This is a genomic window from Nocardia sp. NPDC057668 (assembly GCF_042799795.1).
Taxonomy (GTDB): Bacteria; Actinomycetota; Actinomycetes; order Mycobacteriales; family Mycobacteriaceae; genus Nocardia.
Window position 1 is genome coordinate 493,764 of the sequence record NZ_JBHVIC010000003.1, and the last position, 24,961, is coordinate 518,724.

A 24,961-nucleotide genomic window follows, 5' to 3' on the forward strand; every position below is an offset into this window, starting at 1 on the left:
GGGGGGATCCCCTGACCAATCCGGCCCATATGCCGGATCCGAATGTCGGTCATCAATTGACATTCGGCAGAAAGGTCATCCATGGGCAAACGCCAACCGGTTGATCAGATTTCGTCGCGCCGGCGGCGTATCGGTTCCCTCGCCATCGCGGGCGCGCTCCCGCTGGTCGCCGCACTCGGTTCCGCCGGAACCGCAGCGGCCGAGCCGATTCCAACCGAAGAAACCCAGCCCGCCGCCACCGAGCCGCAAACCGACCTGCTCGACACCCCGTTCGGGCAGTTCGCGGTACCGGCGGAACTGCGCGGTCTGCTCGCGGCGCCGCCGGCCGCCGAGACCGCGCCCGTCGCGCTCGAGGTCGAGCCCGCCGCCGAGCCCGAACCGGTCGTCGGCGCGGCCGAGCCCGCCGTCGCCGCGATCGCCCCGGTCGTCTACGTCGGCCGCGACTCCGCCACCGGGGTCCGCCAGATCCCGAACGCCCCGCTCGCCGCGGTGAACCCGGACGCGCTGCGCATGCCCGATCCGGCCGCCGTCCGGGCCGTCGCGCCGATCGCCGCACCGGAGGGCAAGCTGCGCTTCGGCGACACCCAGGTCGACATCCCGGCGTGGCTCACCCCGGAGCAGGCCGCGCAGATCAATGGCATCTCCGCGCGGGCCGAGGCCGACCTGGCCGCGAACCTCGACTCGGCGGGCTTCGAGGCCAGCCGCTCGGATCGCATCGCGGCCCAGACCATCGGCAACGCCGCCGTCGGCGCGGTCGTGGGCGTCGGCGTGGCCGCACCGGTCGAGATCGCCGCGGCGGCCATGGGCGGCCTCGTCGGCGCGCTGGCCGGCACCCCGTTCGCACCCTTCGGCTGGTTCTTCGGCCCGACCATCGGGGCCAGTGCGGCCGTCGCGCTGGTCGCGGTGCCCGCGGCCGCCGTGGGCGCGGGCGTCGGCGCCGCGGTCGGGGCTGCCAACGGCGTCATGGCGCCGGCCGAGGTCGTCCCCGCGGGGTAGTGCCGATAGCAACATTCGAGTGATCGGCGAATGGACGGGCCGGAATCCCCTAATGGGGGTTCCGGCCCTTTTGCCCGAATAGCACCGCAATTAGCTAACTTTCGGCAATACGGACGATTCCGATAGTCCGATTCGACCACCAATCCGGTTGACCGACGGGTCCGAATGTCGGGCGTCGATGTCCCCCGGATAGAAAGGTCGTAATGGCCGCAGGTAAGCACCGCGCGCTCAACCCGCATCGCAACAAGGTCGGAAATGTTGTCGCGGCAGGCGCGGTTCCCCTAGTCTTGGCGATCGTCGGATCCGGCGCCGCCAATGCCGCTCCGGCAGAGCCCAATCCGGTGACGCAAACCGACGACGCGCCCGCTCAGTGGCCCGCCGCCGACTCACCGAATGTCATGCCCTACGAGGGCATGCAGATCCCGAACGAAACCTACAGCTCCATCCAGTGGTCGCGGTCGGCCCCGGACAAGAGCTACCTGGCGCCCGTCGGCGTGCTCCACCCGCCGGTTCCGGTCGCCCCGGTGCCGCCGATCGCCCCGCCCGCCGGAAAGTTCCGCTTCGGCGACGTGTCGGTCGACGCCCCGACCTGGATGGACAAAGAACAGGCCATCCAGATCAACGATCAGTCCGCGCAGACCGAAGCGAACATCGCGACGTTCCTCGATTCCATCGGAATGGAGCGCAGCCGCTCGGATCGCATTGCCGGACAGACCATGGGCACCGCCGCCATGGGTGCGGTGGCCGGTGCCAGCGCGTCGATGCCGGTCGCGCTCACCTCGGCGACCGTCGGCGCGGTCCTGGGCCTCGTGGTCGGCCTGCCGCTGTTCCCGGTCGGCCTGGTCGCGGGTCCCGCGGCGGGTGCCGTGGCCGGCGCCGCCGCCGTAGCCGTACCCGCAGCCGTGGCCGGCGCCGCGGTGGGTGCCGCGGTCGGTGCGGTGAACGCGTTCAACGCTCCGCCGCGCGTCGTCGGCAACTGATTCTCCTCGTCGACACCATTCTCGCGGTAGTACAGCGTTCAGTAGTGCGCGCGCGGCGGGAACCGGGGGTGAGGTCCGGCTCCCGCCGCGCGTGAAAGTTCTTACGGCCGTAGCGATCAGACCGTCAGCAGGGATGCGGTGCGGGTGAACAGGGCGCCGCCCGCGGCCAGTGGCAGCAGCGCCGAATCCAGCCCGGCGGTCTCGACGTCCCGGGCATCCGGGTAGGTGAGCACACTCTCCAGCGCTCGCGGACCGGACAGCGCGTCGTCGGTCACCGCGTCCGCGCCCAACTCCAGTCGATGCCGCAGCAGCGGCGTGGCGCCGATGTCGGCGTGCAGCTCCCCCGACCAGTGCCCGTGCGTCTCCCCGATCCGCCCGATCTGCACCCTTTCTCGCAGTCGCAGGCGTGCGTTCTCCCCCAGCGACACCGTGGTGAACGTCTCGTGCTCGGCGCCGCCCGCGACCACCGTGGGCTCCGGATCGAAGTCCAGGTCACCGTCCGCGCCCACCTCGAAGCGCCAGTGCGCCACCGACTTCCGGGTGTGCCGCCCCGGCAGCGCGATGGTGGCCGCCACCGAGCGCACGATCAGCCGGGCGCCCGCGCCCACCACGATCGAGATGTCCAGCTCGTCGCCGCCCAGGGGGGTGGCGGCCGTGCCGATCAGGTGCACCGTGTCGGGCCCGGTGTGCCGGGCCGCCAGGCCGCCGACCGCGTGCAGTCGCGGCAGGGTTCCGGCGGCCGCGACGATACGCAGCTCAGTGCGCACGGATCACCGGCCCGCGGCCGGTCGGCGCGTCAATGCGCATGCGGCACAACGGCGGCGGCGTCCTGCTCGGCGGCCAGGCGCAGCTGCTCGCGCACCCAGGTCAGGACCGGCGTCGCCGCCGGATCCTCGGTCAGCGAGGTGAACACGAAGGGCCTGCCCTCGCGCACCTTGCTCGAATCCCGGTCCATGACGGCCAGATCCGCACCCACCATCGGCGCCAGATCGGTCTTGTTGATGACCAGCAGATCCGAGAAGGTCACCCCCGGACCGCCCTTGCGCGGCACCTTGTCGCCACCGGCGACATCGACCACGAAGATCTGCGCGTCGATCAGGCCCGAGGAGAAGGTGGCGGTCAGGTTGTCCCCGCCCGACTCCACCAGGATCAGATCCAGCGGCGGATTGGCTTCGATCAGATCGTCGATCGCGTCCAGGTTCGCCGTGATGTCGTCGCGAATGGCGGTGTGCGGGCAGCCGCCGGTCTGCACGGCGGTGATGCGCTCGTCGGCCAGCACCGCGTGCCGCCGCAGGAAGTCCGCGTCCTCGGTGGTGTAGATGTCGTTGGTCAGCACGGCGAGCGACAGTTCCTCGCGCAGCTGCCGGCACAGTGCCGCCACCAGCGCCGTCTTGCCCGACCCCACCGGTCCCCCGACCCCGATCCGCACCGGCTCCCCCGCCGTGCGCTCCCGCCGCGGCCGGTCCGGCCCGTGATCGTGCGGCTCTCCATCGATGAAATGAGGTGGCATACCGCCCATCCTGACGCACGCACGTAAACCGCGTGTAACCCGCCACCGCGAACGCGCGGCGGGTCGCGCCTCGAACCGCATCCCGGCGCGGAAACACCGTCCCCGGCGGTCAGGACGCGAACAGCGGCATATCGCGCCGGAGATGGCGTTCGGCCAGGACATCCTGGAGCGGGTCCGACAGGGCCGTGAGAGACCCGGCGGCCGTGCGGGCGGTGTCGTCGCACAGGGCCGACAGGCGGATGGTGCAGGCGGCCACCGCCGCGGGGTCCAGGGCCAGCAGGCGCTGGGCGGCGGTCGCGGCGCCGGTCATGGTGGTGTAGACGACGACCGAGGCGACCTCTTCGGGCGCCGCGGCACAGGCGATACCGACGACGCCGAAGACGGTGGACAGGTGCGGGCGGGCGGGCAGGCCGGTCCAATCCGCTTGCGGCCACACCTGTTTGGCCAGGCGCAGCAAACCGCGGCCCTGGGCGCGCGACGCCGTGCGCGCCGACGGAGACGGGGTGCGGGCATCGGCTTCGAGTTCGGCGCGGGCGGGGGTGAGCTCGCCCGCGCACACCGCGGCGGCCAGGGCGGCGGCCACCGCGCCCGAGGTGCGCACGCGACGACGCAGATACAGCTCGACGGTGCGAACGTCGCGAACCAGACCCGAGGCGATGGCCTCCTCGATGCCGCCGGAATGCACGTGCCCGCCGATGGGCAGGCGCGAGTCCGCGAGATTGAGCAGGGTGGCCAGGCTCATCGGCGCTGCTCCGGGGATCGCATCGTTCGATCTTAGAGCGAAGCGGACCGGACGCTTGACCTGAACCCGGGGTGAGGTTGCAGGCTTAGCGGCAGTCGAGTTCTAGGAGTTGCCGTGCACGCCATTCGCCTCGCGACCTTCGGGTCCGCCGAGAATCTGCGCTACGAGACCGTCGAGGACCCCGTCCCTGGACCGGGGCAGGTGCGCGTCGCGGTCGCCGCGAGCGGAGTCCACGTCATCGACACCGCCATCCGGCGCGGCGTCGCGGCGGGACCACTGCCCCTGCCCGAACTCCCCACCATTCCCGGCCGCGAGGTCGCGGGCCGCGTGGATCTTATCGGTCCCGGCGCCGACGAGAGCTGGCTCGGCCGCGACGTCGTCGCCCACCTGGGACCGGTGCCCGGCGGCTACGCCGAGTTCGCCGTCACCGACACCGAACGCCTGCACGAGATTCCGGCCACCCTGGACGCACCGGCCGCCGTCGCCATGATCGGCACCGGCCGAACCGCCCTGGGCATACTGCAATTCGCCGACATCACCCCGGACACCGTCGCCGTCGTCACCGCCGCCGCGGGCGGCATCGGCACCCTGCTCGTGCAGTACCTGAAGAACGCCGGGGCCACGGTCATCGGCGCGGCGGGCGGCCCGGAGAAGATCGATCTCGTCGCGCGCAACGGCGCGGATCTGGCCGTGGACTACTTCCGCCCCGACTGGGCCGATCGGATTCGCGCCGAGTTCGGCGACCGTCCCGCACAGGTGCTGTTCGACAGCGTCGGCGGCGAAACCATCCGCGTCGCACTGGGTCTGCTCGCGCCCGGCGGCACGCGCCTGATCTACGGCTTCGCCGACGACACCGCCCCGATCACCGACGAGGAGCAGGCCGCCCTCGGCGTGAGCTCCCGGTTCGTGCTGGGCCCGCCCATGCTCGAGCGCGCGGGCGGTCTGCGCAATCTCGAAAACCGCGCACTCGCCGAGGCTGCCGCCGGTCGCCTGCGCCCCGACCTGCACCGCTTCCCCCTGGCCCAGGCCGCCGCCGCCCATCACGCCATCGAAACCCGGGCCACCACCGGCAAAGTCGTGCTGATCCCCTAGCCCCTCACTCCCGCCCGCGGAAGCTGCGTTCCATGAAACGCTGGGTCGCGCCGCGGCGCAGGTCCGTCCACGCCTGGACGGGGCCGGTCCACCACGGGGTGATCTCGTGCGGGCGCGACACCACCGCGTGGCACACCAGATCCGCGGCCTCGGTGGCGGTGAGCCCGGGGACGCCGGTGAAATCGCTGGGCGCGCTCATCCGCGTGTGCACCAGGGGCATGTAGACCGAGGTCGTCGTGACATTGTCGACGGCGATCTCGGTCGCCACCGTGCGCAACCAGATGTCGAAGGCCGCCTTCGACGCGCCGTAGGCCGCCCAGCGCGGGGCGGGCGGCATACGCAGGCCCCAGGTCGAGATATTGACGATGTGACCGTTGCGGTGCTCGCGCATGCTCGGCAGCAGGGTCAGCAGCAATCGCACCGGGCCCAGGTAATTGACGTCCATCGTGCGGGTGAAATCGTGGAAGCGGTCATAGGATTCGTCGAGTGAACGGCGAATCGACTTGCCCGCGTTATTGATCACCACGTCGATCTGCCCGTGTTCGGCGAGCAGCGCGGCCCCGAGCTCCTCCACCGCCGCCATATCGGTGATGTCGGCGCGATAGATGTGCGCGACGCCATCGGCCGCGCGGATCTCGGCGGCCACCTCCTCGAGATCGTCGAGGCTGCGCGCCACCAGCAGCACGATCGCGCCGGCCGCGGCCAGCTTCTTGGCTGCCGCCTTGCCGATGCCGTGCGATGCGCCGGTGACCAGCACCACGCGCCCGGACACGGCCTCGCGCAGTTCTTTCGGTCGCGGGCGGGTGGTCGGATACAACAGCCTGGTAGCGACTCGTTCGGCGAACGGCCGCCCGTTCGAGCCGGAGTTCTCGGTGGTGTTCGGCGTCGAATTCTCACCCACGCTTCGACTGTAACCGCGTTAACGCGAGCGGGGGGCTGAGTGGAAATACCCGGGGCACACAGAGTTTTGCTACGGGATCGAGAACGTCCCCGACCGGAAAAGATGGGATGCATGTCGGCACAGACTCCGCCACAGCGGGATTCGGAAAACATCTCCATCGGCGGCTGGGTAGCCCGCGCGATCGCGGTGGTGATCTTCCTGCCGTTGCGCCTGCTCTGGGAGGGCTGCAAACTCCTGGGCCGCGTCGTGCTCACGGCGCTGCAGTACATCCTCGATCATCTACTGGTCCCGATCGGCCGCTTCGTCCGGCGCTGGATCGTGCGACCGGCGATCGTGTTCGTCAAGGATTACCTGTGGGGCCTGCTGATTCAGCAGCTGCTGTGGGGCGCGATCCTGACCCCGCTGGGCGCGCTGCTGCTCGACTTCGTCCTGCGCCCGCTGAAAAACGCCGTGGAGCAATGGATCTGGCGGCGAGCACTGCGCCCCGCGCTGGTCTGGCTCGGCACCCGTGTCATCGCCCCGGCCGCCCGGTGGCTCGATCGCCGGATTCTGCGGCCCGTGGGCCGGGCCGTCGCCGCGATCACCTGGTTCCTGGTCAAATGGCTGATCATCGCCCCGGCGGTGGCGATCTGGCGCTGGATCGTCCTGCCGATCGTGCGCGTCTTCGGGGCCGCGCTGGCCTACGGCTGGCGGGTGGCCACCATCGTCGTCGGAGTCCTGGTGGTGGCACCCTGCAGCTTCCTGTACCGCACCGTGCTGCGGCCGCTGTTCGCCGCGATCGCCACCGCGTGGCGGGCGACGGTGGTGCGCCCGCTCGGGTGGCTCTACGCGAAGGTCGTGCGACCCATGAACAAAGCGGTCGGCGACATCATGAGCGCGGTGTTCGGCCGCTGACCCCGGCGATGATCGCCATGATCCCCAGCAGGATCGCGCCCGCGGTGGTGGCCACGTGCATGCCCTGCACGAACGACGCGCGCGCGGATTCGATCAGCGCCACGTTGTCCCCGGCATGGGTGATGGTCTCCCCCAGCGTCTGACCGAAATCACCGCCGTTACGGAACACCAGCGCGGCGAGCGAGCCGAGCAGCGCCAGGCCCAGGCCGTTGCCGAGTTCGAAACTGGTCTCGGAGATCCCGACCGCGGAACCGGCGCGCTCGGGGGGCACCGAGGACACCGCCACCTCGGACACCAGGGTGAACGCGATACCCAGTCCGGCGCCGGCGATCACCGTTCCGGCGATGTAGTAACCGATCCCGTCGTGCACGCCCATGCCCAGCAGCAGCAGATTGCCGATCGAGGCCATACCCAGCGCCAGGACGAAGCTGCGCCGGTTGCCCAGCCACCGCCCGACCCGCGCGCCGGTCATCGAGCACGCGAAAACCGTGACGGCCATGGGGATTCCGAGCAGGGCGGCCTGCAGTGGATCGCGGCCGGTCACCGATTGCAGGTAGGTGCTGGTGAGGAAGCTCATGCCCGCCAGGGCCAGCATGCCGACCGTGCTCGAACCGATGGCGACCGAGAACAGGCCGCGGCGGAACAGGCTCAGATCCAGCAGCGGTTCGCTCAACTGCCGCTGGCGGCGCACGAACAGCACCAGCAGCAGCAATCCGACCAGGCCGATGCCGATCGCGGGCGCGTCGAATCCCTCGGCGGCACAGTGCTTGACCGCGTAGACCAGCGGCAGAATGCCGCCGATGGACAGCGCGACGCTCCACAGATCCAGCGGGCCCAGGGCCGAGGAGCGGTGTTCGGGCAGCAGCAGCGGACCGAAGACCAGCAGCACCAGCAGCACCGGGGTGTTGATCAGGAAGACCGAGCCCCACGAGAAGTGGTGCAGCAGTACGCCGCCGATGATCGGGCCGACCGCCGAGCCGCCCGCGAAGAACGCGGTCCACACGCCGATGGCGGTGGCGCGGGCCCGGGCTTCGGGGAAGAGGTTGGAGATCAGCGCCAGACTCGACGGCAGCAGGGTCGCACCGCCGACGCCCATGAGCGCGCGGGCCGCGATGAGCACCGGGGCGCTGGGAGCGAAGGCCGCCAGCACGGACGCGACGCCGAAGACCGTGGCGCCCGCGAGCAGGATGTTGCGCCGCCCGATGCGATCGCCCAGGTTGCCCATGGTGATGAGCAGGCCGGCGATCATGAAGCCGTAGATGTCCAGGATCCACAGCTGCTGGGTCGCCGAGGGATCCAGGTCCGCGGTCAGGGTGGGCATGGCCAGGTACAACACGGACATATCCATCGACACCAGCAGAACCGGCAGCAGCAGCACCGCCAGTCCGGCCCAGGCGCGGCGCGGCGTCTGCTCGGCAGAGCGCGCGAGAGTACTGGTCATCACCTATCCTTCGGGCTGAATTTTCGGGTCGCACGCGGCGGCCCGGGAAGTCGGAGCGGCCGTGCGTACGACGTACGCGTGGGCCGGGGTACAGTGTACGCACGCCATCGTGGAAAAGGGAAGAATTCATCCGATGACCGAGGCCAAGCTCACCCGGACGGCCATTGTCGAGGCCGCCATCACCCTCGCCGACGAAGCCGGACTGGACGCGCTGTCCATGCGCCGCATCGCCGACCGGATGGGCGCCGGAGCCATGTCGCTGTACCGGCACATCCCCAACAAGGACACGCTGCTGGCCGAGATGACCGACGAGGTGTCACGGCGCAATCCCTACCCACCCGCCGACGGACAGGGCTGGACCTGGCGCGATCGGGTGCGCATCGCCGCCGAGGTGGATTGGCGGCTGTACCGCGAACATCCCTGGGTGCTGTTCACCTTCGCGGTGCCGCGCTACAACTTCGGCGAGCACAGCCTGGTCGTGCTGGCCTGGCTGGTCGAGGGCTTCCGCGAACTCGGCGTCGACACCCGCGAGGCGACCCGCATGTCGCTGTCGGTGTGGAGCTACATCGCCGGGGTCGCCCTCCAGCACGTCAGCGCGCATCTGCTCGCGGTGCGCGACACCGAGGCCGAGCCCGGCTCGGGTCTCACCGCGCTGCTGGACGGCGACCCGCGCTGGCCCACCCCGCCCGCGCTGGCCGACCTGCACGGAATCGGCGATGCCGGACTGCTGGACCCCATCGTCATGCTGGACAGCGGATTGGCCGCGCTGTGCGACGGGTTCGAGGTCCGCACCGCGCGGTAACCCGCCGGCCGATTCCGCGCGCGGCGATGAATTCCGCCGCCGCACATCGTCCCCACTGGTGCACGCGCTGCACATCCGGCGTTCCCGCATGCGCGTGTCCATTCGATCGACGAGGAGATGACATGGCATTCACCCCGGGCACACCCTGCTGGTTCGACGTCACCGCACCCGATATCGGCGCGACCGCGGAGTTCTATCGCGGACTGTTCGGCTGGACCGCGCAGGACATGGGAGCCGAGGCCGGGCACTACACGCGACTGTCGCTGGAAGGGGCGCAGGTCGCGGGCATCGTGACCGCGCTGGCCGACGACGGCTCGGTCAAACCCGCGATCTGGCTGCCGTACTTCGCGGTCGAGGAGGTCGCCGCGACCACCGCCGCGGCCGTGGCGGACGGCGGCGCGGTGTTCCTCGAGCCGCGAGAAGCGTTCGGGGAGTTGGAGTTCGCCATCCTCACCGATCCGGACGGCGCGCCCTACGGCATCACCCGCCTCCACACCGCACCCGGCACCGAACGCTGGGGGCAGTACGACAACCCGTGCTGGATCGAGTACGGCGCGGTGCGCGCGCCCGCCGACGCGCTCGCCCACTACGGGCGGGTGCTGGGCTGGAAGTACGGCAACGCCGCCTGGGAGACCGCGACGGAGAACCCGTATCAGGCGATCTCGCTCGACGCGGGCCACGAGTTCGGCGGCGCGCATCGGGCGACGACCGGGGAGCCCGCGCCGTTCTGGGGCACCACGATTCGGGTCGCCGACGCGGACAAGGTCGCGGCGCGGGCAATTGAACTGGGCGGCAGCGTCATTCAGGAGCCGCAGGATCTGCCGGGCCCGTCCCGGGTCGGTGTCATCGCGGATCAGGCCGGGGCGGTATTCGGAATCATGGCCGTGGGCTGAGGGGCATCGCCTCACGGATGAGCCGCCGGTCACCGGGTCTCGGCCGACATACGCACGGCCATCGCCCGCAATCGGGAGTGCCCTGAACCGCGGGACCCGGACCTGCCGATCGTGGGCCACGGCGTCAACCGCGCGACCCAGCGGCACATCCAGGCTCGGCGATCAGTTCTCGATGTCACCGTCGAGGTAGACCCAGTCGCCGTCGGCGCGGCGGAATCGGCTGTTCTCGTGCAGCGCGCCCGCCGCGCCGCCGGCCCGGTAGTGCGCGCGGAACTCGACCGTGCCCTCGGAGTGGAACGGCCCGCCGCCGGTCGCGCCGAGAATCTCCAGGCGCTCCCAGCGGGTGCCCGGATCGAAGTCGACGTCGGCCGGGCGGGTGCCGGGGTCCCAGCTGCGCAGCAGATACGCCTCGTCCCGCACCGCGAACGCGCTGAATCGCGACCGCATGAGCTGTTCGGCGGTACCGGCCCGCATCGTTCCCGCGTGCAGCCGGCCGCAGCAGTCCGCGTAGGTCGCGGGCAGGCCGCAGGGGCAGTCGGTAGCGACCGGACGGGGCTTTCCACGCTTGGACATGGGCACCATTGTGCTGGGACCGGACCCGGTGCTGGACGGCGGCATACCGCACCCCCTACCGCCCCGCATCCGCACACCCGCCCGGCGCATTCGCGCATGGCCCGATGCACGAGGCGGCCGACGCCCGTGCAGTCGGCCGACCTTCGAAAGCGCGGTCGCAGAACACATATGGGCATATTCATCGGCCGCGAGACAACCGCGCCCCCTTCCCGGGTGCGCGGCCGAGGCTCGTGCGCCCGGGGTTACGACGGCTGGTGGCCGGCGGTGGGCGCGACCGTGGCCGTGGTGGCCCGGCCGTCCTTGACGTGCGCCGCGCCGCCGTGCTCGCCCTGCCACATGATGGCGGCAAGCAGGCCGACCATCAGCACGAGCGTGGCGACCGGAGCGACGAGAACGACGGTGTGGCGCAGACGGTTTCGCAGGGTCTCGGATTCGGGGTCACCGGGCTCCCGTGGCGCCATGAACCCGGGCGGCGGGAAGGTGGGTCCGTACGGGTCGCTCATACCCACCGACGGTATTGACCGGGCAACCGGCATACAAACAGCAATCGCGAGAACTGCGCCACACCGTTAGCCAAACACCAGGTCAGGGGCATTCGGTGAGCTATAACACGTCTCAGTCGGCGTCTTTGACCACCGCGTAGGCGAATCCGTCCCAGCCCTTGCCGCCGACGGTCTGCACGGCGGTGGCCTCCAGGGTCGGCTCGGCCGCGAGCAGCTCGAGCACCTCGCGGCTGGCGCGCACCGCGGCATCGGCCGAATCCGGGTCCGCGATCCCGCCGTGGCGCACCACGTTGTCGACGATGATGACCGAGCCCGGGTGGGTCAGCCGCAGCGCCCAGGTGACGTAGTTCGCGTTGTTGACCTTGTCGGCGTCGATGAACACCAGGTCGAACGGTTCGGACTCCTCCTCGGCGAGCACCGGGAGCGTGTCCAGCGCGGCGCCGACGCGAATCTCTACCCGGTCCCCCACCGCGGCGCGGTCCAGGTTCTCGCGCGCGACCTCGGCGTGCAGGGGCTCGAATTCCAGGGTGACGACCCGGCCGTCCTTGCCGACCGCGCGGGCCAGCCAGGTGGTGCTGTAGCCGCCGAGCGTGCCGATCTCGAGCACGCGGCGCGCCCGGGCGGTCCGGGCGAGCAGGTACAGGAACTTGCCCTGCGGCGGCGACACATCGATGGCGGGCAGCCCGGCGGCGGCGTTCGCCTCCAGGGTCGCGGAATCCCCGTCTCCCACCAGGGTGTCCACCAGATAGCGATCAACATCGGCCCAGTCGGCAGTAGTCATGCTCGCCAGTCTGCCACCGGGGCGAGAACGCCGGTCCCCTTCGATTCAGCGTGATCGGGATCCGGGGGCCGCGTGTGCGGGATCCGAGCTGCATCGCGACCGAGATCGACGCCATATCGCGACCGGGCACCCGCACGACGCCGCGGCGAGGGTCCATGCGGCATCGCGGCCGGGTCCACATGCCGCGATCCGCGCGCCTACCCGCGTCAGAACAGGAAGTAGCGCTGCGCCATCGGCAGTTCGGTGGCGGGCTCCTCCGCCCAGACCTCGCCGTCGATCCGGACGGTGAAGGTGTCGGGATCGACCTCGATGCGCGGCATGGCCTCGTTGCGCGGCATGTGCTCCTTGGTGCGCTTGCGAACGTTGGCCACCGGCACCAGTTTTCGATTCACCCGCAGGCGATTCGGCAGCCCGTCCTCGATGGCCTGCTCGGACACGAACGACAGCGAGGTGCCCGCCGCCACCACCGGCGCGGCGCCGAACATGGGCCGGGGCAGCACCGGCTGCGGGGTGGGAATCGAGGCGTTGGCATCACCCATGGCGGCCCAGGCGATCATGCCGCCCTTGAGCACCGCGTGCGGGCGCACCCCGAAGAAGGCAGGCTCCCACAGCACCAGATCGGCGAGCTTGCCGACCTCGATGGACCCGATCTCGTGATCGAGCCCGTGTGCGACCGCCGGGCAGATCGTGTACTTCGCGATGTAGCGCTGTACCCGATTGTTGTCCGCCGCACCGTCTCCCGCGAGCGGGCCGCGGCGCTTCTTCATCACGTGCGCGGTCTGCCAGGTGCGCATGACCACCTCGCCGATGCGGCCCATCGCCTGGGAGTCGCTGCCGATCATGGAGATCGCGCCCATGTCGTGCAGCAGATCCTCGGCGGCGATGGTGGAGGGCCGGATCCGGCTCTCGGCGAACGCCAGATCCTCGGGGATGGACGGGCTCAGGTGATGGCACACCATGAGCATGTCCAGGTGCTCGTCCAGGGTGTTGACCGTGTGCGGCCGGGTCGGGTTGGTGGAGCTGGGCAGCACGTTGAGATGCGCTGCGACGGTGATGATGTCGGGCGCGTGCCCGCCGCCCGCGCCCTCGGTGTGATACGAGTGGATCGCGCGGCCGCGAATGGCGGCGAGGGTGTCCTCGACGAATCCGGCCTCGTTCAGGGTGTCCGAATGCAGGGCCACCTGCACGCCCGACGCGTCGGCGACGGTGAGGCAGGCGTCGATCGCGGCCGGGGTGGTGCCCCAATCCTCGTGCAGCTTGAAACCGGCGGCGCCGCCGCGCAATTGCTCCCACATGGCCTCGTGCCGCACGGTGTTGCCCTTGCCCAGCAGCACGATATTCATAGGCCAGCCGTCGGTGGCCTCGAGCATGCGGCCCAGGTGCCAGGCGCCCGGGGTGACGGTGGTGGCCTTGGAGCCCTCGGCCGGGCCGGTGCCGCCGCCGATGAGCGTGGTGATGCCGCCGCCCATGGCCTCCTCGAGCAGCTGCGGGCAGATGAAGTGCACGTGGGTGTCGATGGCGCCCGGGGTGACGATGCGCCCGTTGCCCGCGATGATCTCGGTCGAGGGACCCACGACCAGATCCGGGTGCACACCCGACATGGTGTCGGGGTTGCCCGCCTTGCCGATGGCGCTGATGCGGCCGTCACGAATGCCGATGTCGGCCTTGATGATTCCCCAGTGATCGATGATCACCACGCCGGTGATCACGGTGTCCGGGGCGCCTTCGGCACGGGTGGCGCGGGCCTGGCCCATGGATTCGCGCAGGACCTTGCCGCCGCCGAACACCGCCTCGTCGCCCGCCAGACCCGGTCCGCCGCTGCGGTCTTCGGTGATCTCGATGAGCAGGTCGGTGTCCGCCAGGCGAATTCGATCGCCGGTCGTGGGTCCGAAGAGTTCGGCGTAGCGGGCGCGGGAGAGTTCGGCCATCAGGCATCCAGCTTTCCGGGAGGGGTGAGGCTGATGCCGTGGACTTCGCGGGTGCCGCCCAGCGGGACCAGCCGAACCCGCTGGGCCAGACCGGGTTCGAAGCGCACGGCGGTGCCGGCGGGGATGTCGAGCCGGTGGCCGTGCGCGGCGTCGCGATCGAAATCGAGCGCGGCATTGGCCTGCGGGAAGTGCACGTGGCTGCCCACCTGCACCGGCCGGTCGCCGGTGTTCACCACCTCGAGTTCGAGACGTTGCGCGCCGGGGTTGAGTTCGATGGTGCCTTCGGCGCAGAGGTATTCACCGGGGATCATGGGCGTCAGCCGATCGGGTGGTGGACGGTGACGAGCTTGGTGCCGTCCGGAAAGGTGGCTTCGACCTGCACGTCGTGGATCATCTCCGGGACGCCGGGCATGACGTCGTCACGGCTGAGCACGCCCCGGCCCGAGGACATGAGCTCGGCCACGGTACGACCGTCGCGCGCGCCCTCGAGCACGTGATCGACGATGAGCGCCACCGATTCCGGATGGTTCAGCTTGAGTCCGCGCGCCTGCCGCCGGCGGGCCAGCTCGGCCGCGTAACTCAGCAGCAGGCGTTCCTGCTCGTGCGGCGACAGTCGCATTCGGGCTCCTCACCGAGGTCGCGGGCGGGTCGTCGGCCATTCTGACACGGTCCGGGTTAACCCCGTGTTTCGGTGCGGGCCGGGCAGTTCGGCGCTGCCCGGCCCGGCGCGCGACGCCAGAACCCAGCCCGGTCGTTCAGTTCTGGGTGAGGTTCTGCAGCCGGACCTGCCCGCGCGCCACGGTGCGGTCCTGTTCGTCGGTGATGACGACGACCCAGAGTTGCTGCGAGCGGCCGCGATGCACGGGGGTGGCTTCACCCCTGAGCGTGCCCTCACGTACCGCGCGCAGGAAGTCGGTGTTGTTGTTGACCCCGACGACGGTCCCGCGCTCCCCCAGCCACGCGCTGCCCGCGATGCTGGCCAAGGTCTCGATGACGGTGCAGTACACGCCGCCGTTCACGATGCCGGCGGGCTGGAACTGCTGCGGGGTGACCACCCACTCGGCGGTGACGCGGTCGACGCTGAGCTCGGTGAACTTCAACCCGATGAGATCGGTGAAGGTGCCCTCACTGAATTTGGTCATGAGCTCGGGCGTCACGTCGGCCATGGACTTGATCTGGGAGAAGTCGTCGGTCATACCGTCACATTCGCACGGGCCCCGGAAATACGAAGCGGCGGGCTCCCCTCGACCGCGGCAGTGGCCGCACTCACCGGCGAGGCCCGTCCATTGGCCACTGGCGGTGATGACTGGACGGGATGGCGGGTCGCCTCGAACAGCGGTGTTGACAGCCGCAAAGCTCGGAACCGTGAGGTCTCGGCCCGGATGCCGACACCACCACTTGCTAGTTAGGTAAGCCTGACCTACACTAGTGGTGGCGCTTGGATCGAGCGAGACCCGGAGGGCTGCCGCGGTCTCGATCTCCTGCCGGGCGGTGGGTTCCCAGCTTCGGCTGCGAGAACCCACCGCCCTTTTTCTTTCCCCAGCGGAGCCCGGTCGGTCGGCCACCGGCCGAGAACCCCGCCGCCGCGGACCCACCTCGACATCGAACACGGTTCCGCGCCAATCAATCCCACGTCGTCGAGCGCGAGGCTCGAAGACCACCGACAGACTTCTCCCACGAACCGCACCGAAAGATCCCCATCGACCAACCTTGCAAGTTAGGTAAGCCTGTCCTACTATCAGGGTGGCGTTTGGATCGAGAGAGGCCCCGAGGGCTGCGGCGGCCCCCGATCCCGTGCCGGCGGTGGGTTCACTCCAAGCGGGTGGACCCACCGCCCAATTTCCGCCAATCCGAAGTACACCGCGTTTCGCCGTAGTGCGCCTGAGTCACATCCCGGTTCGAATCACGGTGGAGCTGTTCAGGTCTCGCGATCACGAGCGGCTCGATGGGACAGACGCTCAGTGAAGGTCTCAGCCCACGCCTCGGTCTCGACTTCTCGTCAGGAAGCGGACGCACCCGCGCCCGACTTGACCGGCCAGAGGAGTGACGCTCGGATTAGTTTTGGCGCAACGGGCTTCACGTGTTCCGAATGGATTCGGGCCGCAGGTCGAACTCGATGCCCGTGAGTTCCGCGGAGGCCGTCCAGAGGCGTTGCGCGATGATCGGGTCGGCGGCTTTGGCGGATCGGCCGACGAGTGTGGGATGGCCGTGCATTTCGCGTCGTCCGTCCGGACCGATGTAGCTGGCACCGGGCAGGTCCTGGGTCGCGGCGAACAAAGTGGGCAGCGCGCCCTGTTCGCTGCTTTGGGCCAGGGCGTTGCCCACCGCGCGGACGGCGGCGACGAGGAACCTGTTGCGGCCCTGGGTGCCCAGATTCGTGGCGGCGTACCCGGGGTGCGCCGCCAGCGCCCGGATCGGCGATCCGACCGCGCGCAAACGGCGATCGAGTTCCAGAGTGAACAGCAGGTTGGCGAGTTTGGATTGACCGTAGGAGGCCGCGAACCCGTACTTCCGACGGGACAGTTCGAGGTCGTCGAAGTGGATATCACCGGCCCGATGCGCGCCCGAGGCCAGCGTCACCACGCGGTCGGTGAGGTTCGGTAGCAGCAGGTTGGTCAGCGCGTAGTGGCCGAGATGATTTGTGCCGAACTGCAGATCGAAGCCGTCCGCGGTGCGCGAACCGGGAAATCCGGCCACCCCGGCGTTATTGATCAGAATGTCGACCGGCCGGTTCCAGTTCCCGGCGAATTCCCGTACCGAGGCCAGATCGGCGAGATCGAGGCGGCGAACCTCGTTACGCCCGCCCACGACAGCTGCGGCTGCTTTACCACGCTCGGTGTCGCGCACCGCGAGTACTACGTGAGCACCGGCCTGCGCGAACGCCGTTGCGGTCGCCAGTCCGACCCCGCTGTTCGCGCCCGTCACGATGACGGTGCGGCCGTCGAGCGCAGGCATATCAGTTGTGGTCCATCCGGTGCGTGCCATCCCTGCGAACCTACCCGCCAGAGTCGGGCCCGGCTCTGCGCGGAGAACACCGCGATGGGTGTTGCCACTGTCTCGCGGATGCTCGCACTCGCCGACCACGCCCTCCCAGGGATGAAATCGCCCCGGACGGGACCAGCACATGATGACGCCCGAAATGGCCTCTTATTAGGGGCTTTTCAGGCGTTGGGCAGGTGTGGGTCGCCTCGGGTGTTGCTGGCAACGCCGGACTATCGGGTCGTGTCACCGCGACGTCTCCGAATCCGCGACCGTCCGCAGCGAGCGGAGCGTCACGACGGCGAGTACGGCCGTCGTCGCCCCGCACACGAGCGCGGTGAGGTTGAGGCCGTTCGTGAACGCCGCACGGGCTGCGGCGAGGACGGCGTCACCGAGGATCGGAGGCAGGTCTGCCGCAGCGGCGTCGGCAGCTGCTAGTGAATCCTGCGCTGCCGCAGGCATATTCGGCAGCGCAGCCGCGGACATCTCGGATCGGTACACCGCGGTACCGACGACGCCGAGCACGGCGATGCCGGTGGCGACACCGAACTCCATGCCGGTCTCGGACATGGCCGCGGCCGAGCCCGCCCGCTCCGGCGGCGTGGTCCCGATGACCAAATCGGTGCCGAGCACCATGAGCGGACTGATGCCGGCGTAAACCAGGACGAAACCCGCTATCAGCAGCGGCAGACCCCCGACGGCGTCGACGAACGCCAGGGTCAGATAGCCCGATGTCGCCAGTGCCAGCGCGGCCGCGATGACGAATCGCGGCGGTGTCCTGCGGACGATGATCGGGGTCAGCGTCGAGGAGAGAATCAGCGCGCCCGCAGGAGGCAGCAGCCAGAGGCCGGCGGTAAGCGGCGTGAGACCGCGCACCAATTGCAGATATTGCGTGATGAACAGATAGCTGCCACCGACCGTTCCGAGGCCGAAGAGCAGAATGAACAGTGCCGCACGGAAAGTCGGATTGCCGAACAAGCGCAGCTCCATCAGCGGAGACTCGAGTGTGCGTTGCCTGCGCACGAAGGCCCGGCCGAATACGAAACCGACCAGGATCGACACCAACGGCAGGGCGGAAATCCCGGTCTCGGCCGCCTTTTTGATACCGAAGACCAGGGGCAGGATCGTCAGCAGGCTCAGCAGCACACTGGGCACGTCGATGCCGCCGGCGTCGGCATCCCGGTACTCCGGTAGCAGTGCCGGGGCCGTGGCCAGCAGCAGCGCCATGATCGGCACGGCGAGCAGGAACACCGAGCCCCACCAGAACGACTCCAGCATGACCCCGCCGATGATCGGACCCGCGGCCATACCGGCCGACATACACGTTGCCCACACCCCGATGGCCATCGTGCGCTGTCCGGCGTCGCGGAACATATTGCTGATCAACGCGAGGGTCGACGGCATCAGGGTCGCACCCGCTATCCCCAGCAGTGCGCGAGCGAGGATCAGCTGCAGCGGGCTGGTGGCGAAGGCCGCGAGTACCGACGCCGCGGCGAATCCGCTCGCGCCGAACATCAGCAGTCTGCGCCGGCCGACGCGGTCACCGACCGTGCCCATGGTGATCAGGAAACCGGCGATCATGAAGCCGTAGATGTCGGCGATCCACAGCTGTTCGATTCCGGTCGGCCGCAGATCCGCCGTCAGGTGCGGTACGGCCAGATAGAGGACGGTGACATCCATCGCGAGCAACAGGGTGGGCAGGGTGAGTACCGCGAGGCCGAGCCATTCGCGCGGGCCTGCAGCGGATTCGACCGTTCGATGGCTGGACGGAGAGTGGGAATCGGACATGCGGCTACGCTAAAGTCTCACATCAATGTGAGAGTCAAGTATCCGCAGGAGGTTCGGTGCGAATCGGGGCATTGCAGCGGCGCACCGGCGTGAGCCCGCGTCTGCTGCGTTACTACGAGGAGCAGGGACTGCTGCACCCGTACCGGCACCCGTCGGGGTACCGCGAATACACCGAATCCGACGTCGACACGGTGCTCAACATCCGCAACCTGCTCGCCGCGGGCCTGTCCACCACGACAATCGCCGACCTGCTCCCCTGCATGTCCACCGGCGATGGACAACTCATCGCCGACTGCCCCGAACTGTTGGTCGACCTCTATCGCGAACGCGACCGCATCACCGCGAACATCATCGACCTGGAAACCGCCCGCCGGGCGCTGGACACCGTAATAGCCACCGCGCCAGCCGAAGTCGTCAATGCGGTCGAACGTTCAGCCACCTGACCACGCCCGGGACCGTTCCCGCTTCGACCTGGACCTGACCGTCGAGAGCGGCCGCATCACTCGCTACCACGTCCGTGCGACAGCCAAAGGTGCGCGACGGGCCGACACGGCACGATGCCGAGCACTAAGGTTCCGGACATGAGTGAGCAGTTTCCGGACCGAATCTGGGGTTCGCGCACCAACCTCCTTTCCCGTGTTGCCAGCCCGTTCGCCGCGACCAAGCTCGGGTCTCTGGTGGTACGCAAGCTCACGCCGCTGGATCGGCGGATTCTCGAGCGCACCGGCTGCAAATACACCGTGCTCGGGCCGATCGGCGCGCCCGTCATCCTGCTCACCACCATCGGGCGCAAATCCGGGCAGCCCCGCACCACCCCGCTGCTGTACGTACATGACGGGGACACGCTGTACGTGATCGGCAGCAATTTCGGACAGCAACACCACCCGGCCTGGACCGGGAACCTGCTTGCCAATCCCGACGGCGAGGTCACCATCGCCGGACAGCGGATTCCGGTGCGCGCCGGCCTCATCGAGGACGAGACGCGCAAGCGCGAGATCTTCGCGCGATTCGAGGAGACCACACAGGCGTACACCGCCTACAAGAACCGCACCGCGCGCGATTTGCGCATTTTCGCCCTGACAAGATAGGCCGGTGGCCGACTCAGCAAGCAGTGTGGCGCGTTCGGCCCCGTGTCGAGGGTGCCTGGACCTCACCTTTGACGACATGGCAAAGGCAAAGGAATACGTCTATCTCACCGAGTCGGCCGCATGGTTCGTGGCGTCCGATATCGGCGAGCGCCTCGTCCGGTGGGAATCCCCCGCGAAAACCGATCCCGGGTACCCCATCGCCGAGCGGTACGACATGTCAGACGAGCGCTTGACGCTCGCATGACAGTCCAGTAGCGGTCGTCCATGTCACTGCACGCGAGGATCCAGACCCTGCAAGCGGGTTCTCAGTGGTGCGCCGGCCGATCGACGGCGGACAGCGGCGGTGATGTGAGTCACACATCCCGTCTCATTAGTCCCGATCCATGGCCGCCGCTCCCGGTTGACTGAAGGATCTCGGTCGACCGCCGGCCAACGCCTCAGAGATCGGCGACAAGGTAAGGAACGCGATGACACCACCGAAGGAGAACGCGCTCGCCGCGGCCGTCCGCGCGGCCTCGAGCCGTGATGCCGACCTCCATATCCTGAACAAGGACGAAGACCGCTGGGACAGTCGACCGTGGAGCGAGGTGCTGGCGCACGCCGAGGGCATCGCCGCTCACCTGCAGGACCGAGGGAGCGCGGCAGGGCCGGTGGCGGTGATCGGCGAATCGGGCTATGAAACCGTCACGATCGTGCTCGCGGCGTGGCTGGCCGGACGCGCCTCCACCCTGCTGCCGGGGCCCAACCGCTTCACGAGCCTGGATTCGTGGGCCGCGCGAACGACGACCCAGCTCGGCGCGTTGGGCGTGGGGCAGGTGTATTGCCAGGGCACCGCGCTACATGCGCTGGGCGGGGTCCAGGCCGCCGAATCCGGCTTCCGCACAGGGGGATTCGACGAAGTCGACCTCTGGCGTACCGCGCCGGCGGGATTCGGGCCGACACCGACAGCGGTCGATGCCGTCTCGATCTATCAGGGCACCGCGGGATCCACCGGTATGCCGAAGGCCGTCGCGCTGACCGCGCCCGCTGCGCTGGCGAATGTCCGAGATGTGCTTGCGCGCCAGCAGTTTCGAGACGGTGACGTCCTGTGCAGTTGGTTGCCGCTGTATCACGACATGGGTTTGATGATGCTGCTCGCGGGATTGCTGACCGGCGCTCCCACCTGGCTCGCACCGACCTCCGCATTCGCGAAATCACCCTTCGACTGGCTGCAATGGCTCACCACCAGCGGCGCGACCGTTACTGCCGCACCGAATTTCGCCTACGCGCTGGTCGGCCGCTACGCGCGGCTGTCCGCCGGCGCGGATCTGAGCGCGCTACGGGTCGCCATCAACGGTGGTGAACCCATCGACGTCGCCGCGACGCAGCGATTCAGCGAGCAGCTCGCGTCGGCGGGGTTCGACGCGAGCGCGGTATGCCCGTCCTACGGGCTCGCCGAGGCCACCTGTGCGCTCACGATGCCCACGGCCGGGACCGGACTCACCTACGACGAGGTACCGGCGCCCGATGGAACGACACATCGGGCCGCACTGCTCGGCTCGGCGCTCGACGGTGTCGAGCTCCGAGTCGCGCCCACCACCCACAACACCGAATTCGATGCCGTACGCCCGGTCGGCGAGATCCAATTCCGTTCCGCCGCACAGATGATCGGGTATCACGGTGACACCCCGATCGGCGCCGGGGAATGGATCGGCACCGGAGACCTGGGCTACCTGGTCGACGACCAGCTCGTCGTCTGCGGCCGCAGCAAGGAGTTGATCACCATCGCGGGGCGGAACATCTTCCCGCAGGAGATCGAGCGGGCGGTCGTGGGTGTCGCGGGGGTTCGCCCGGGCGCCATCGCCGCGGTCAATGGTGGTGGCAGTGGAGCACGGCGCGACCAGCTCGTCGTCGTGGCCGAGTACTCCGGCGACGACAAGAAAGCCGCTCGCCGGTTGATCTCCGAACGGGTCGCGGCCGAATGCGGGGTCACGCCGGGGTTGGTGGATCTGGTCCCGGTCGGAGAACTCCCCAAGACCACCTCGGGCAAATTGCGACGCGTGGAGATCGCGGCCGGGTATCGCTGAACCACCTGCCATCTCACGCCACTCGACCACGGCAACATCACCGATCGCGCCGAAGGTGGTCACCGCCCGGTCTGCGAAACAGCGGTCTTCTCACAGCACAGCGCCCGCGTCGTCGTTGACGCGGGCGCTGTGTCGTTCGTTCCGGGAATCAGTGCGCGAGCACCGGTTCCCCTTCCGCGGGCGCCGGAACCGTGTTGGGCATCAGGATCCCGGTCAGGACCGCGCCCGCCACGAAAATCGCGGTGGCCCACCAGAAGCTGGTGGTGTAGCTCTCGATCTGGGCCTGTGCGGCAGCCAGTGCGCTGGGCTGATGCGAACCGAGGTAGTCGGTCGCGGCCGAGGCGGCGATGGTACTCAGCAGCGCGGTGCCGATCGAGCCGCCGACCTGCTGGCTGGTGTTGACCATCGCCGAGGCGACGCCCGCGTCCTCGTGGTGTACGCCCGAGGTCGCGCCCTGGAAGGCGGTCGACATCGCGCCACCGAGGCCGAGGCCCATGAGCACCAGTGCCGGAAGGATATTGGCGACGTAGGAGCTGTCCAGGCTGATCTGGGTCAGCAGGCCCATGCCGGCCGCGGCGACCAGGAAGCCCGCGCTCACCACGATCTTCGGGCCGAGTTTGGGCAGCACCAGCGAGGGCACGGTGGTCGAGGAGATGACCATGCCCGCGACCATCGGCAGGAAGGCCAGGCCGGTCTTGATCGGCGAGTAGCCCATGCTCAGCTGCATGTAGTAGGTCAGGAACAGGAAGATCGCGAACATGCCGATGCCCATGACGAACACCGTCAGGTACGACCCGCCGCGGGTGCGATCGAGCACGATGCGCAGCGGCAGCAGCGGATTCGCGACCCGGGTCTCGAGCCACACGAAGACCGCGAGCAGGACCGCGCCGCCGATCAGGAAGCCCAGCGTGACCGGATTGGTCCAGCTGGTCGACTCGGCGTGCGAGAAGCCGTAGACGATGCCGAACAGCGCGGCCGTGACCACGAGGGTGCCCGGGATGTCGAGCTTGGGGCGTTCGGTGACCGCGTGCTTGGCCAGCAGCAGCACCGCGCCGACCAGCGCGACGGCGGCGAAAGCGAGGTTCACGAACATCACCCAGCGCCACGACGCCCATTCGGTGAGCATGCCGCCCAGCAGCAGGCCGATGGCGCCGCCGGCGCCCGCGACGGCACCGAAGATGCCGAAAGCCTTTGCGCGCTCGGACGGTTCGGTGAAGGTGACACTCAGCAGCGACAGGGCCGCGGGCGCGAGCAGCGCGCCGAACACACCCTGGCCGACGCGCGCGGCGACCAGCATCTCGAAGCTGGTGGCCGCGCCGCCGATGGCCGAGGTGACCGCGAAACCGACCAGACCGACGATGAAGGTGTTGCGACGGCCGAACAGGTCGCTGAGCCGACCACCGAGCAGCAGAAGGCTGCCGAAGGCCAGCGCGTACCCGGTGACCACCCATTGGCGGTCGCCGTCGCCGAAGCCGAGGTCCGCCTGCGCCGCGGGAAGCGCGATGTTCACGACGGTCGCGTCGAGTACGACCATGAGCTGTGCGACGCCCAGAACGGCGAGCACCCACCAGCGCAGAGCATGCGAGCCGCGGCGGCCCGAATCCGTCTTCTCGGGGGCGGGTGCCCCACGGTCGTACGTGGTTGTCATGAGTCCCCTTGGTGTCGAAGCGTGATGCGGAGGGCGAATCTCCGCTTATCGAGTAAGCTAGCACCATAACGGAGGACATTCCTCCACTTAGTCTCGCGCGTCTCATCGGGAGGCACATGTGAACCACACCACAACCGGGTCCCCACCTCGGCGTTTGCGCGCCGACGCGGTCCGCAATCAGCGCCGGATCGTCGAAGCGGCCCGCGAGCTCTTCGCCGACCGCGGGCTGGAGATCTCCCTCGATGACGTGGCCGAGCGCGCGGGGGTGGGCATCGGGACGGTCTACCGCCGCTTCACGGGCAAGGACGAACTGATCGCCGAGGTCTTCGCGGCCAATGTCGGCGGGTTCGCGATCGCCGCCGAGACCGCGGCCGCCCACCCCGACCCGTGGGAGGGGCTGGTGCAGTTCTTCGAGTACGCGTGCACGCACCTGGCCACCAACCGCGGGCTCAGCGAAGTGATGCTGGAACTCGACAACGATCTCGACGGCCTGGCCGAGATGCGGAATCGCATCAAGCCGGTCATCTCGGCGGTGGTCGGTCGCGCCTGCGCGGCGGGCGTGATCCAACCCGATATCGAGCCGTCGGACATCTTCTCCCTGGTCCACATGATCGATTCGCTGGCCGAGTTCGCCAGACCGGTGAACCCCGACCTCTGGAGGCGCTACCAGGCCGTCGTCCTCAACGGGATCCGCGGCGACGCGGCTCCTCGCCTCGCGCTGATCGTGCCCCCGCTGACGGACGAACAGGTGGAGATGGCGAAGTCCCATATCTGTACGGGCCGGAAGCGCTGATACGCCGGCCTGCTCGCCGGCCGATGTCAGTTCCCGTCATCGCCCGCACTCCCCCTGTTCGTCCGATAACGCGCGGCAGAGTGTCACCGGCTCCGGACATCCGAGAGACCCGAAACGAGGTTCGCCGGGCTCAGTTGCCGTAGCGAGCAGCCTGTGCGGAGGTATCCGGCTCGGGTATGTAGCTCGCGGCCGAGGGTTCGACCGGCTTCTCCTCGATCCACTCGCGCGGCTCGGGAGGCAGATGCCGCCAGTGCGCCCGCGGATCGGGCTCGGCGTCGTTCGCGGTCACTTCAAGATCCCCGTCGTACCTGCGCCGAAGAGTGCGAGTCCGGCCATCGTGACGGCCGCGATGATTGCTTTCACTGTGTTCCCCCTTGTTCACGAAAATCAGTCTGCTGTTGACGAACCCTTGAAGTCGGCCTGCCGATCCCCGGGTATGCCGTTCGACACCAACACTTTCCGTGGTGCCGAGTGGCGAACACCAGTGAAGTCCTCAACGCCGGTGCGAGGAAGCGGACACGGGCTCGGATCGCGGGAATGTGCTGTTCCAAGCCATGATTCGA

At 69.0% G+C, this 24,961-nt stretch carries 27 protein-coding genes; 11 read left to right on the plus strand and 16 right to left on the minus strand.

Annotated features, from left to right (window positions below):
* The first annotated feature begins 81 nt into the window (after positions 1-81).
* Both ACFVBH_RS20780 and ACFVBH_RS20785 read left to right on the plus strand, forming a co-directional pair.
* Positions 82-996, plus strand: coding sequence for a hypothetical protein (locus tag ACFVBH_RS20780; protein ID WP_379003510.1), 915 nt, complete (start codon positions 82-84; stop codon positions 994-996).
* Positions 997-1,199: 203 nt separating this feature from the next.
* Positions 1,200-1,976, plus strand: coding sequence for a hypothetical protein (locus ACFVBH_RS20785; RefSeq protein ID WP_354987707.1), 777 nt, complete (start codon positions 1,200-1,202; stop codon positions 1,974-1,976).
* 116 nt (positions 1,977-2,092) lie between these two features.
* On the opposite strand, the gene ACFVBH_RS20790 is transcribed toward ACFVBH_RS20785, so the two are convergent.
* The 3 genes from ACFVBH_RS20790 to ACFVBH_RS20800 form a co-directional block, all read right to left on the minus strand.
* On the minus strand, positions 2,093-2,743 hold the full coding sequence (locus tag ACFVBH_RS20790; protein WP_379003512.1) for an urease accessory protein UreD: 651 nt from the start codon (positions 2,741-2,743) through the stop codon (positions 2,093-2,095).
* Positions 2,744-2,772: 29 nt separating this feature from the next.
* Positions 2,773-3,486, minus strand: coding sequence for an urease accessory protein UreG (ureG, locus tag ACFVBH_RS20795; RefSeq protein ID WP_379003514.1), 714 nt, complete (start codon positions 3,484-3,486; stop codon positions 2,773-2,775).
* 109 nt (positions 3,487-3,595) lie between these two features.
* The gene (locus ACFVBH_RS20800) at positions 3,596-4,228 is read right to left on the minus strand and encodes an urease accessory protein UreF (RefSeq protein WP_379003516.1); all 633 of its coding nucleotides are present in this window, start codon (positions 4,226-4,228) and stop codon (positions 3,596-3,598) included.
* Between the two features lie 114 nt (positions 4,229-4,342).
* On the opposite strand from ACFVBH_RS20800, the gene ACFVBH_RS20805 reads away from it, so the two are divergent.
* The gene (locus ACFVBH_RS20805; RefSeq protein ID WP_379003518.1) at positions 4,343-5,320 is read left to right on the plus strand and encodes a zinc-binding dehydrogenase; all 978 of its coding nucleotides are present in this window, start codon (positions 4,343-4,345) and stop codon (positions 5,318-5,320) included.
* Positions 5,321-5,324: 4 nt separating this feature from the next.
* Here ACFVBH_RS20805 and ACFVBH_RS20810 read toward each other — a convergent pair whose 3' ends face one another.
* Positions 5,325-6,221, minus strand: a complete 897-nt coding sequence (locus tag ACFVBH_RS20810; protein WP_354987712.1) for an SDR family NAD(P)-dependent oxidoreductase — start codon at positions 6,219-6,221, stop codon at positions 5,325-5,327.
* A gap of 111 nt (positions 6,222-6,332) precedes the next feature.
* Between ACFVBH_RS20810 and ACFVBH_RS20815 the strand changes: the two genes are divergently transcribed.
* Entirely contained in the window at positions 6,333-7,115 is a 783-nt protein-coding gene (locus tag ACFVBH_RS20815; protein ID WP_379003520.1) for a hypothetical protein, read from the plus strand.
* Here the strand turns inward: ACFVBH_RS20815 and ACFVBH_RS20820 are convergent.
* Positions 7,090-8,556, minus strand: coding sequence for an MFS transporter (locus tag ACFVBH_RS20820; protein WP_354987714.1), 1,467 nt, complete (start codon positions 8,554-8,556; stop codon positions 7,090-7,092). The two genes, ACFVBH_RS20815 and ACFVBH_RS20820, sit on opposite strands and share 26 nt — an antisense overlap.
* 133 nt (positions 8,557-8,689) lie before the next feature.
* Here ACFVBH_RS20820 and ACFVBH_RS20825 point away from each other — a divergent pair, with 133 nt between their 5' ends.
* A complete protein-coding gene (locus ACFVBH_RS20825) occupies positions 8,690-9,358 on the plus strand; it encodes a helix-turn-helix domain-containing protein (RefSeq protein ID WP_354987715.1) in 669 nt (222 codons plus the stop codon).
* A 122-nt stretch (positions 9,359-9,480) separates the two neighbouring features.
* A complete protein-coding gene (locus ACFVBH_RS20830; RefSeq protein ID WP_379003523.1) occupies positions 9,481-10,251 on the plus strand; it encodes a VOC family protein in 771 nt (256 codons plus the stop codon).
* Positions 10,252-10,413: 162 nt separating this feature from the next.
* On the opposite strand, the gene ACFVBH_RS20835 is transcribed toward ACFVBH_RS20830, so the two are convergent.
* The 9 genes from ACFVBH_RS20835 to ACFVBH_RS20875 form a co-directional block, all read right to left on the minus strand.
* On the minus strand, positions 10,414-10,824 hold the full coding sequence (locus tag ACFVBH_RS20835; protein WP_354987717.1) for a YchJ family metal-binding protein: 411 nt from the start codon (positions 10,822-10,824) through the stop codon (positions 10,414-10,416).
* A 242-nt stretch (positions 10,825-11,066) separates the two neighbouring features.
* Entirely contained in the window at positions 11,067-11,327 is a 261-nt protein-coding gene (locus ACFVBH_RS20840) for a hypothetical protein (RefSeq protein WP_379003525.1), read from the minus strand.
* Positions 11,328-11,439: 112 nt separating this feature from the next.
* On the minus strand, positions 11,440-12,108 hold the full coding sequence (locus ACFVBH_RS20845) for an O-methyltransferase (protein ID WP_354987719.1): 669 nt from the start codon (positions 12,106-12,108) through the stop codon (positions 11,440-11,442).
* 206 nt (positions 12,109-12,314) lie between these two features.
* Positions 12,315-14,036 (minus strand): urease subunit alpha, encoded by a 1,722-nt coding sequence (locus ACFVBH_RS20850; RefSeq protein WP_379003527.1) that lies wholly within the window; start codon positions 14,034-14,036, stop codon positions 12,315-12,317.
* A complete protein-coding gene (locus tag ACFVBH_RS20855) occupies positions 14,036-14,347 on the minus strand; it encodes an urease subunit beta (protein ID WP_354987721.1) in 312 nt (103 codons plus the stop codon). The genes ACFVBH_RS20850 and ACFVBH_RS20855 overlap by 1 nt, the downstream gene beginning before the upstream one ends.
* A gap of 5 nt (positions 14,348-14,352) precedes the next feature.
* Positions 14,353-14,655 carry an urease subunit gamma gene (locus tag ACFVBH_RS20860; protein WP_379003530.1) on the minus strand — a complete coding sequence of 101 codons (303 nt, stop codon included), beginning with the start codon at positions 14,653-14,655 and terminating at the stop codon, positions 14,353-14,355.
* Between the two features lie 136 nt (positions 14,656-14,791).
* Complete coding sequence (locus ACFVBH_RS20865) at positions 14,792-15,232, minus strand: PaaI family thioesterase (protein ID WP_379003532.1); 441 nt, start codon at positions 15,230-15,232, stop codon at positions 14,792-14,794.
* 880 nt (positions 15,233-16,112) lie between these two features.
* Positions 16,113-17,021 (minus strand): oxidoreductase, encoded by a 909-nt coding sequence (locus ACFVBH_RS20870; RefSeq protein ID WP_379003534.1) that lies wholly within the window; start codon positions 17,019-17,021, stop codon positions 16,113-16,115.
* A gap of 240 nt (positions 17,022-17,261) precedes the next feature.
* On the minus strand, positions 17,262-18,803 hold the full coding sequence (locus tag ACFVBH_RS20875) for an MFS transporter (RefSeq protein ID WP_379003536.1): 1,542 nt from the start codon (positions 18,801-18,803) through the stop codon (positions 17,262-17,264).
* Between the two features lie 56 nt (positions 18,804-18,859).
* On the opposite strand from ACFVBH_RS20875, the gene ACFVBH_RS20880 reads away from it, so the two are divergent.
* From ACFVBH_RS20880 to ACFVBH_RS20895, 4 genes are all read left to right on the plus strand, one after another.
* Positions 18,860-19,246 (plus strand): MerR family transcriptional regulator, encoded by a 387-nt coding sequence (locus tag ACFVBH_RS20880; RefSeq protein ID WP_379003538.1) that lies wholly within the window; start codon positions 18,860-18,862, stop codon positions 19,244-19,246.
* Positions 19,247-19,384: 138 nt separating this feature from the next.
* Positions 19,385-19,891, plus strand: coding sequence for a nitroreductase family deazaflavin-dependent oxidoreductase (locus tag ACFVBH_RS20885; protein ID WP_379003540.1), 507 nt, complete (start codon positions 19,385-19,387; stop codon positions 19,889-19,891).
* A 76-nt stretch (positions 19,892-19,967) separates the two neighbouring features.
* On the plus strand, positions 19,968-20,135 hold the full coding sequence (locus ACFVBH_RS20890) for a hypothetical protein (RefSeq protein ID WP_379003542.1): 168 nt from the start codon (positions 19,968-19,970) through the stop codon (positions 20,133-20,135).
* 223 nt (positions 20,136-20,358) lie between these two features.
* On the plus strand, positions 20,359-21,957 hold the full coding sequence (locus ACFVBH_RS20895; protein WP_379003544.1) for an AMP-binding protein: 1,599 nt from the start codon (positions 20,359-20,361) through the stop codon (positions 21,955-21,957).
* 148 nt (positions 21,958-22,105) lie between these two features.
* On the opposite strand, the gene ACFVBH_RS20900 is transcribed toward ACFVBH_RS20895, so the two are convergent.
* Positions 22,106-23,605, minus strand: coding sequence for an MFS transporter (locus ACFVBH_RS20900; RefSeq protein ID WP_354987732.1), 1,500 nt, complete (start codon positions 23,603-23,605; stop codon positions 22,106-22,108).
* 118 nt (positions 23,606-23,723) lie between these two features.
* Between ACFVBH_RS20900 and ACFVBH_RS20905 the strand changes: the two genes are divergently transcribed.
* Positions 23,724-24,398, plus strand: a complete 675-nt coding sequence (locus ACFVBH_RS20905; RefSeq protein WP_379003546.1) for a TetR/AcrR family transcriptional regulator — start codon at positions 23,724-23,726, stop codon at positions 24,396-24,398.
* Between the two features lie 130 nt (positions 24,399-24,528).
* On the opposite strand, the gene ACFVBH_RS20910 is transcribed toward ACFVBH_RS20905, so the two are convergent.
* Positions 24,529-24,687, minus strand: coding sequence for a hypothetical protein (locus ACFVBH_RS20910; protein ID WP_354987734.1), 159 nt, complete (start codon positions 24,685-24,687; stop codon positions 24,529-24,531).
* Positions 24,688-24,961: the final 274 nt, after the last annotated feature.

What these genes read in the sequence shown, in the direction of transcription:
- ACFVBH_RS20780 (WP_379003510.1), top strand. Translation starts at nt 82, where the DNA reads ATGGGCAAACGCCAACCGGTTGATCAGATTTCGTCGCGCCGGCGGCGT.
- ACFVBH_RS20785 (WP_354987707.1), top strand. Translation starts at nt 1,200, where the DNA reads ATGGCCGCAGGTAAGCACCGCGCGCTCAACCCGCATCGCAACAAGGTC.
- ureG (WP_379003514.1), bottom strand. Translation starts at nt 3,486, where the DNA reads ATGCCACCTCATTTCATCGATGGAGAGCCGCACGATCACGGGCCGGAC.
- ACFVBH_RS20800 (WP_379003516.1), bottom strand. Translation starts at nt 4,228, where the DNA reads ATGAGCCTGGCCACCCTGCTCAATCTCGCGGACTCGCGCCTGCCCATC.
- ACFVBH_RS20815 (WP_379003520.1), top strand. Translation starts at nt 6,333, where the DNA reads ATGTCGGCACAGACTCCGCCACAGCGGGATTCGGAAAACATCTCCATC.
- ACFVBH_RS20820 (WP_354987714.1), bottom strand. Translation starts at nt 8,556, where the DNA reads ATGACCAGTACTCTCGCGCGCTCTGCCGAGCAGACGCCGCGCCGCGCC.
- ACFVBH_RS20825 (WP_354987715.1), top strand. Translation starts at nt 8,690, where the DNA reads ATGACCGAGGCCAAGCTCACCCGGACGGCCATTGTCGAGGCCGCCATC.
- ACFVBH_RS20830 (WP_379003523.1), top strand. Translation starts at nt 9,481, where the DNA reads ATGGCATTCACCCCGGGCACACCCTGCTGGTTCGACGTCACCGCACCC.
- ACFVBH_RS20835 (WP_354987717.1), bottom strand. Translation starts at nt 10,824, where the DNA reads ATGTCCAAGCGTGGAAAGCCCCGTCCGGTCGCTACCGACTGCCCCTGC.
- ACFVBH_RS20840 (WP_379003525.1), bottom strand. Translation starts at nt 11,327, where the DNA reads ATGAGCGACCCGTACGGACCCACCTTCCCGCCGCCCGGGTTCATGGCG.
- ACFVBH_RS20845 (WP_354987719.1), bottom strand. Translation starts at nt 12,108, where the DNA reads ATGACTACTGCCGACTGGGCCGATGTTGATCGCTATCTGGTGGACACC.
- ACFVBH_RS20850 (WP_379003527.1), bottom strand. Translation starts at nt 14,036, where the DNA reads ATGGCCGAACTCTCCCGCGCCCGCTACGCCGAACTCTTCGGACCCACG.
- ACFVBH_RS20855 (WP_354987721.1), bottom strand. Translation starts at nt 14,347, where the DNA reads ATGATCCCCGGTGAATACCTCTGCGCCGAAGGCACCATCGAACTCAAC.
- ACFVBH_RS20860 (WP_379003530.1), bottom strand. Translation starts at nt 14,655, where the DNA reads ATGCGACTGTCGCCGCACGAGCAGGAACGCCTGCTGCTGAGTTACGCG.
- ACFVBH_RS20865 (WP_379003532.1), bottom strand. Translation starts at nt 15,232, where the DNA reads ATGACCGACGACTTCTCCCAGATCAAGTCCATGGCCGACGTGACGCCC.
- ACFVBH_RS20870 (WP_379003534.1), bottom strand. Translation starts at nt 17,021, where the DNA reads ATGGCACGCACCGGATGGACCACAACTGATATGCCTGCGCTCGACGGC.
- ACFVBH_RS20875 (WP_379003536.1), bottom strand. Translation starts at nt 18,803, where the DNA reads ATGTCCGATTCCCACTCTCCGTCCAGCCATCGAACGGTCGAATCCGCT.
- ACFVBH_RS20885 (WP_379003540.1), top strand. Translation starts at nt 19,385, where the DNA reads ATGAGTGAGCAGTTTCCGGACCGAATCTGGGGTTCGCGCACCAACCTC.
- ACFVBH_RS20890 (WP_379003542.1), top strand. Translation starts at nt 19,968, where the DNA reads ATGGCAAAGGCAAAGGAATACGTCTATCTCACCGAGTCGGCCGCATGG.
- ACFVBH_RS20895 (WP_379003544.1), top strand. Translation starts at nt 20,359, where the DNA reads ATGACACCACCGAAGGAGAACGCGCTCGCCGCGGCCGTCCGCGCGGCC.
- ACFVBH_RS20900 (WP_354987732.1), bottom strand. Translation starts at nt 23,605, where the DNA reads ATGACAACCACGTACGACCGTGGGGCACCCGCCCCCGAGAAGACGGAT.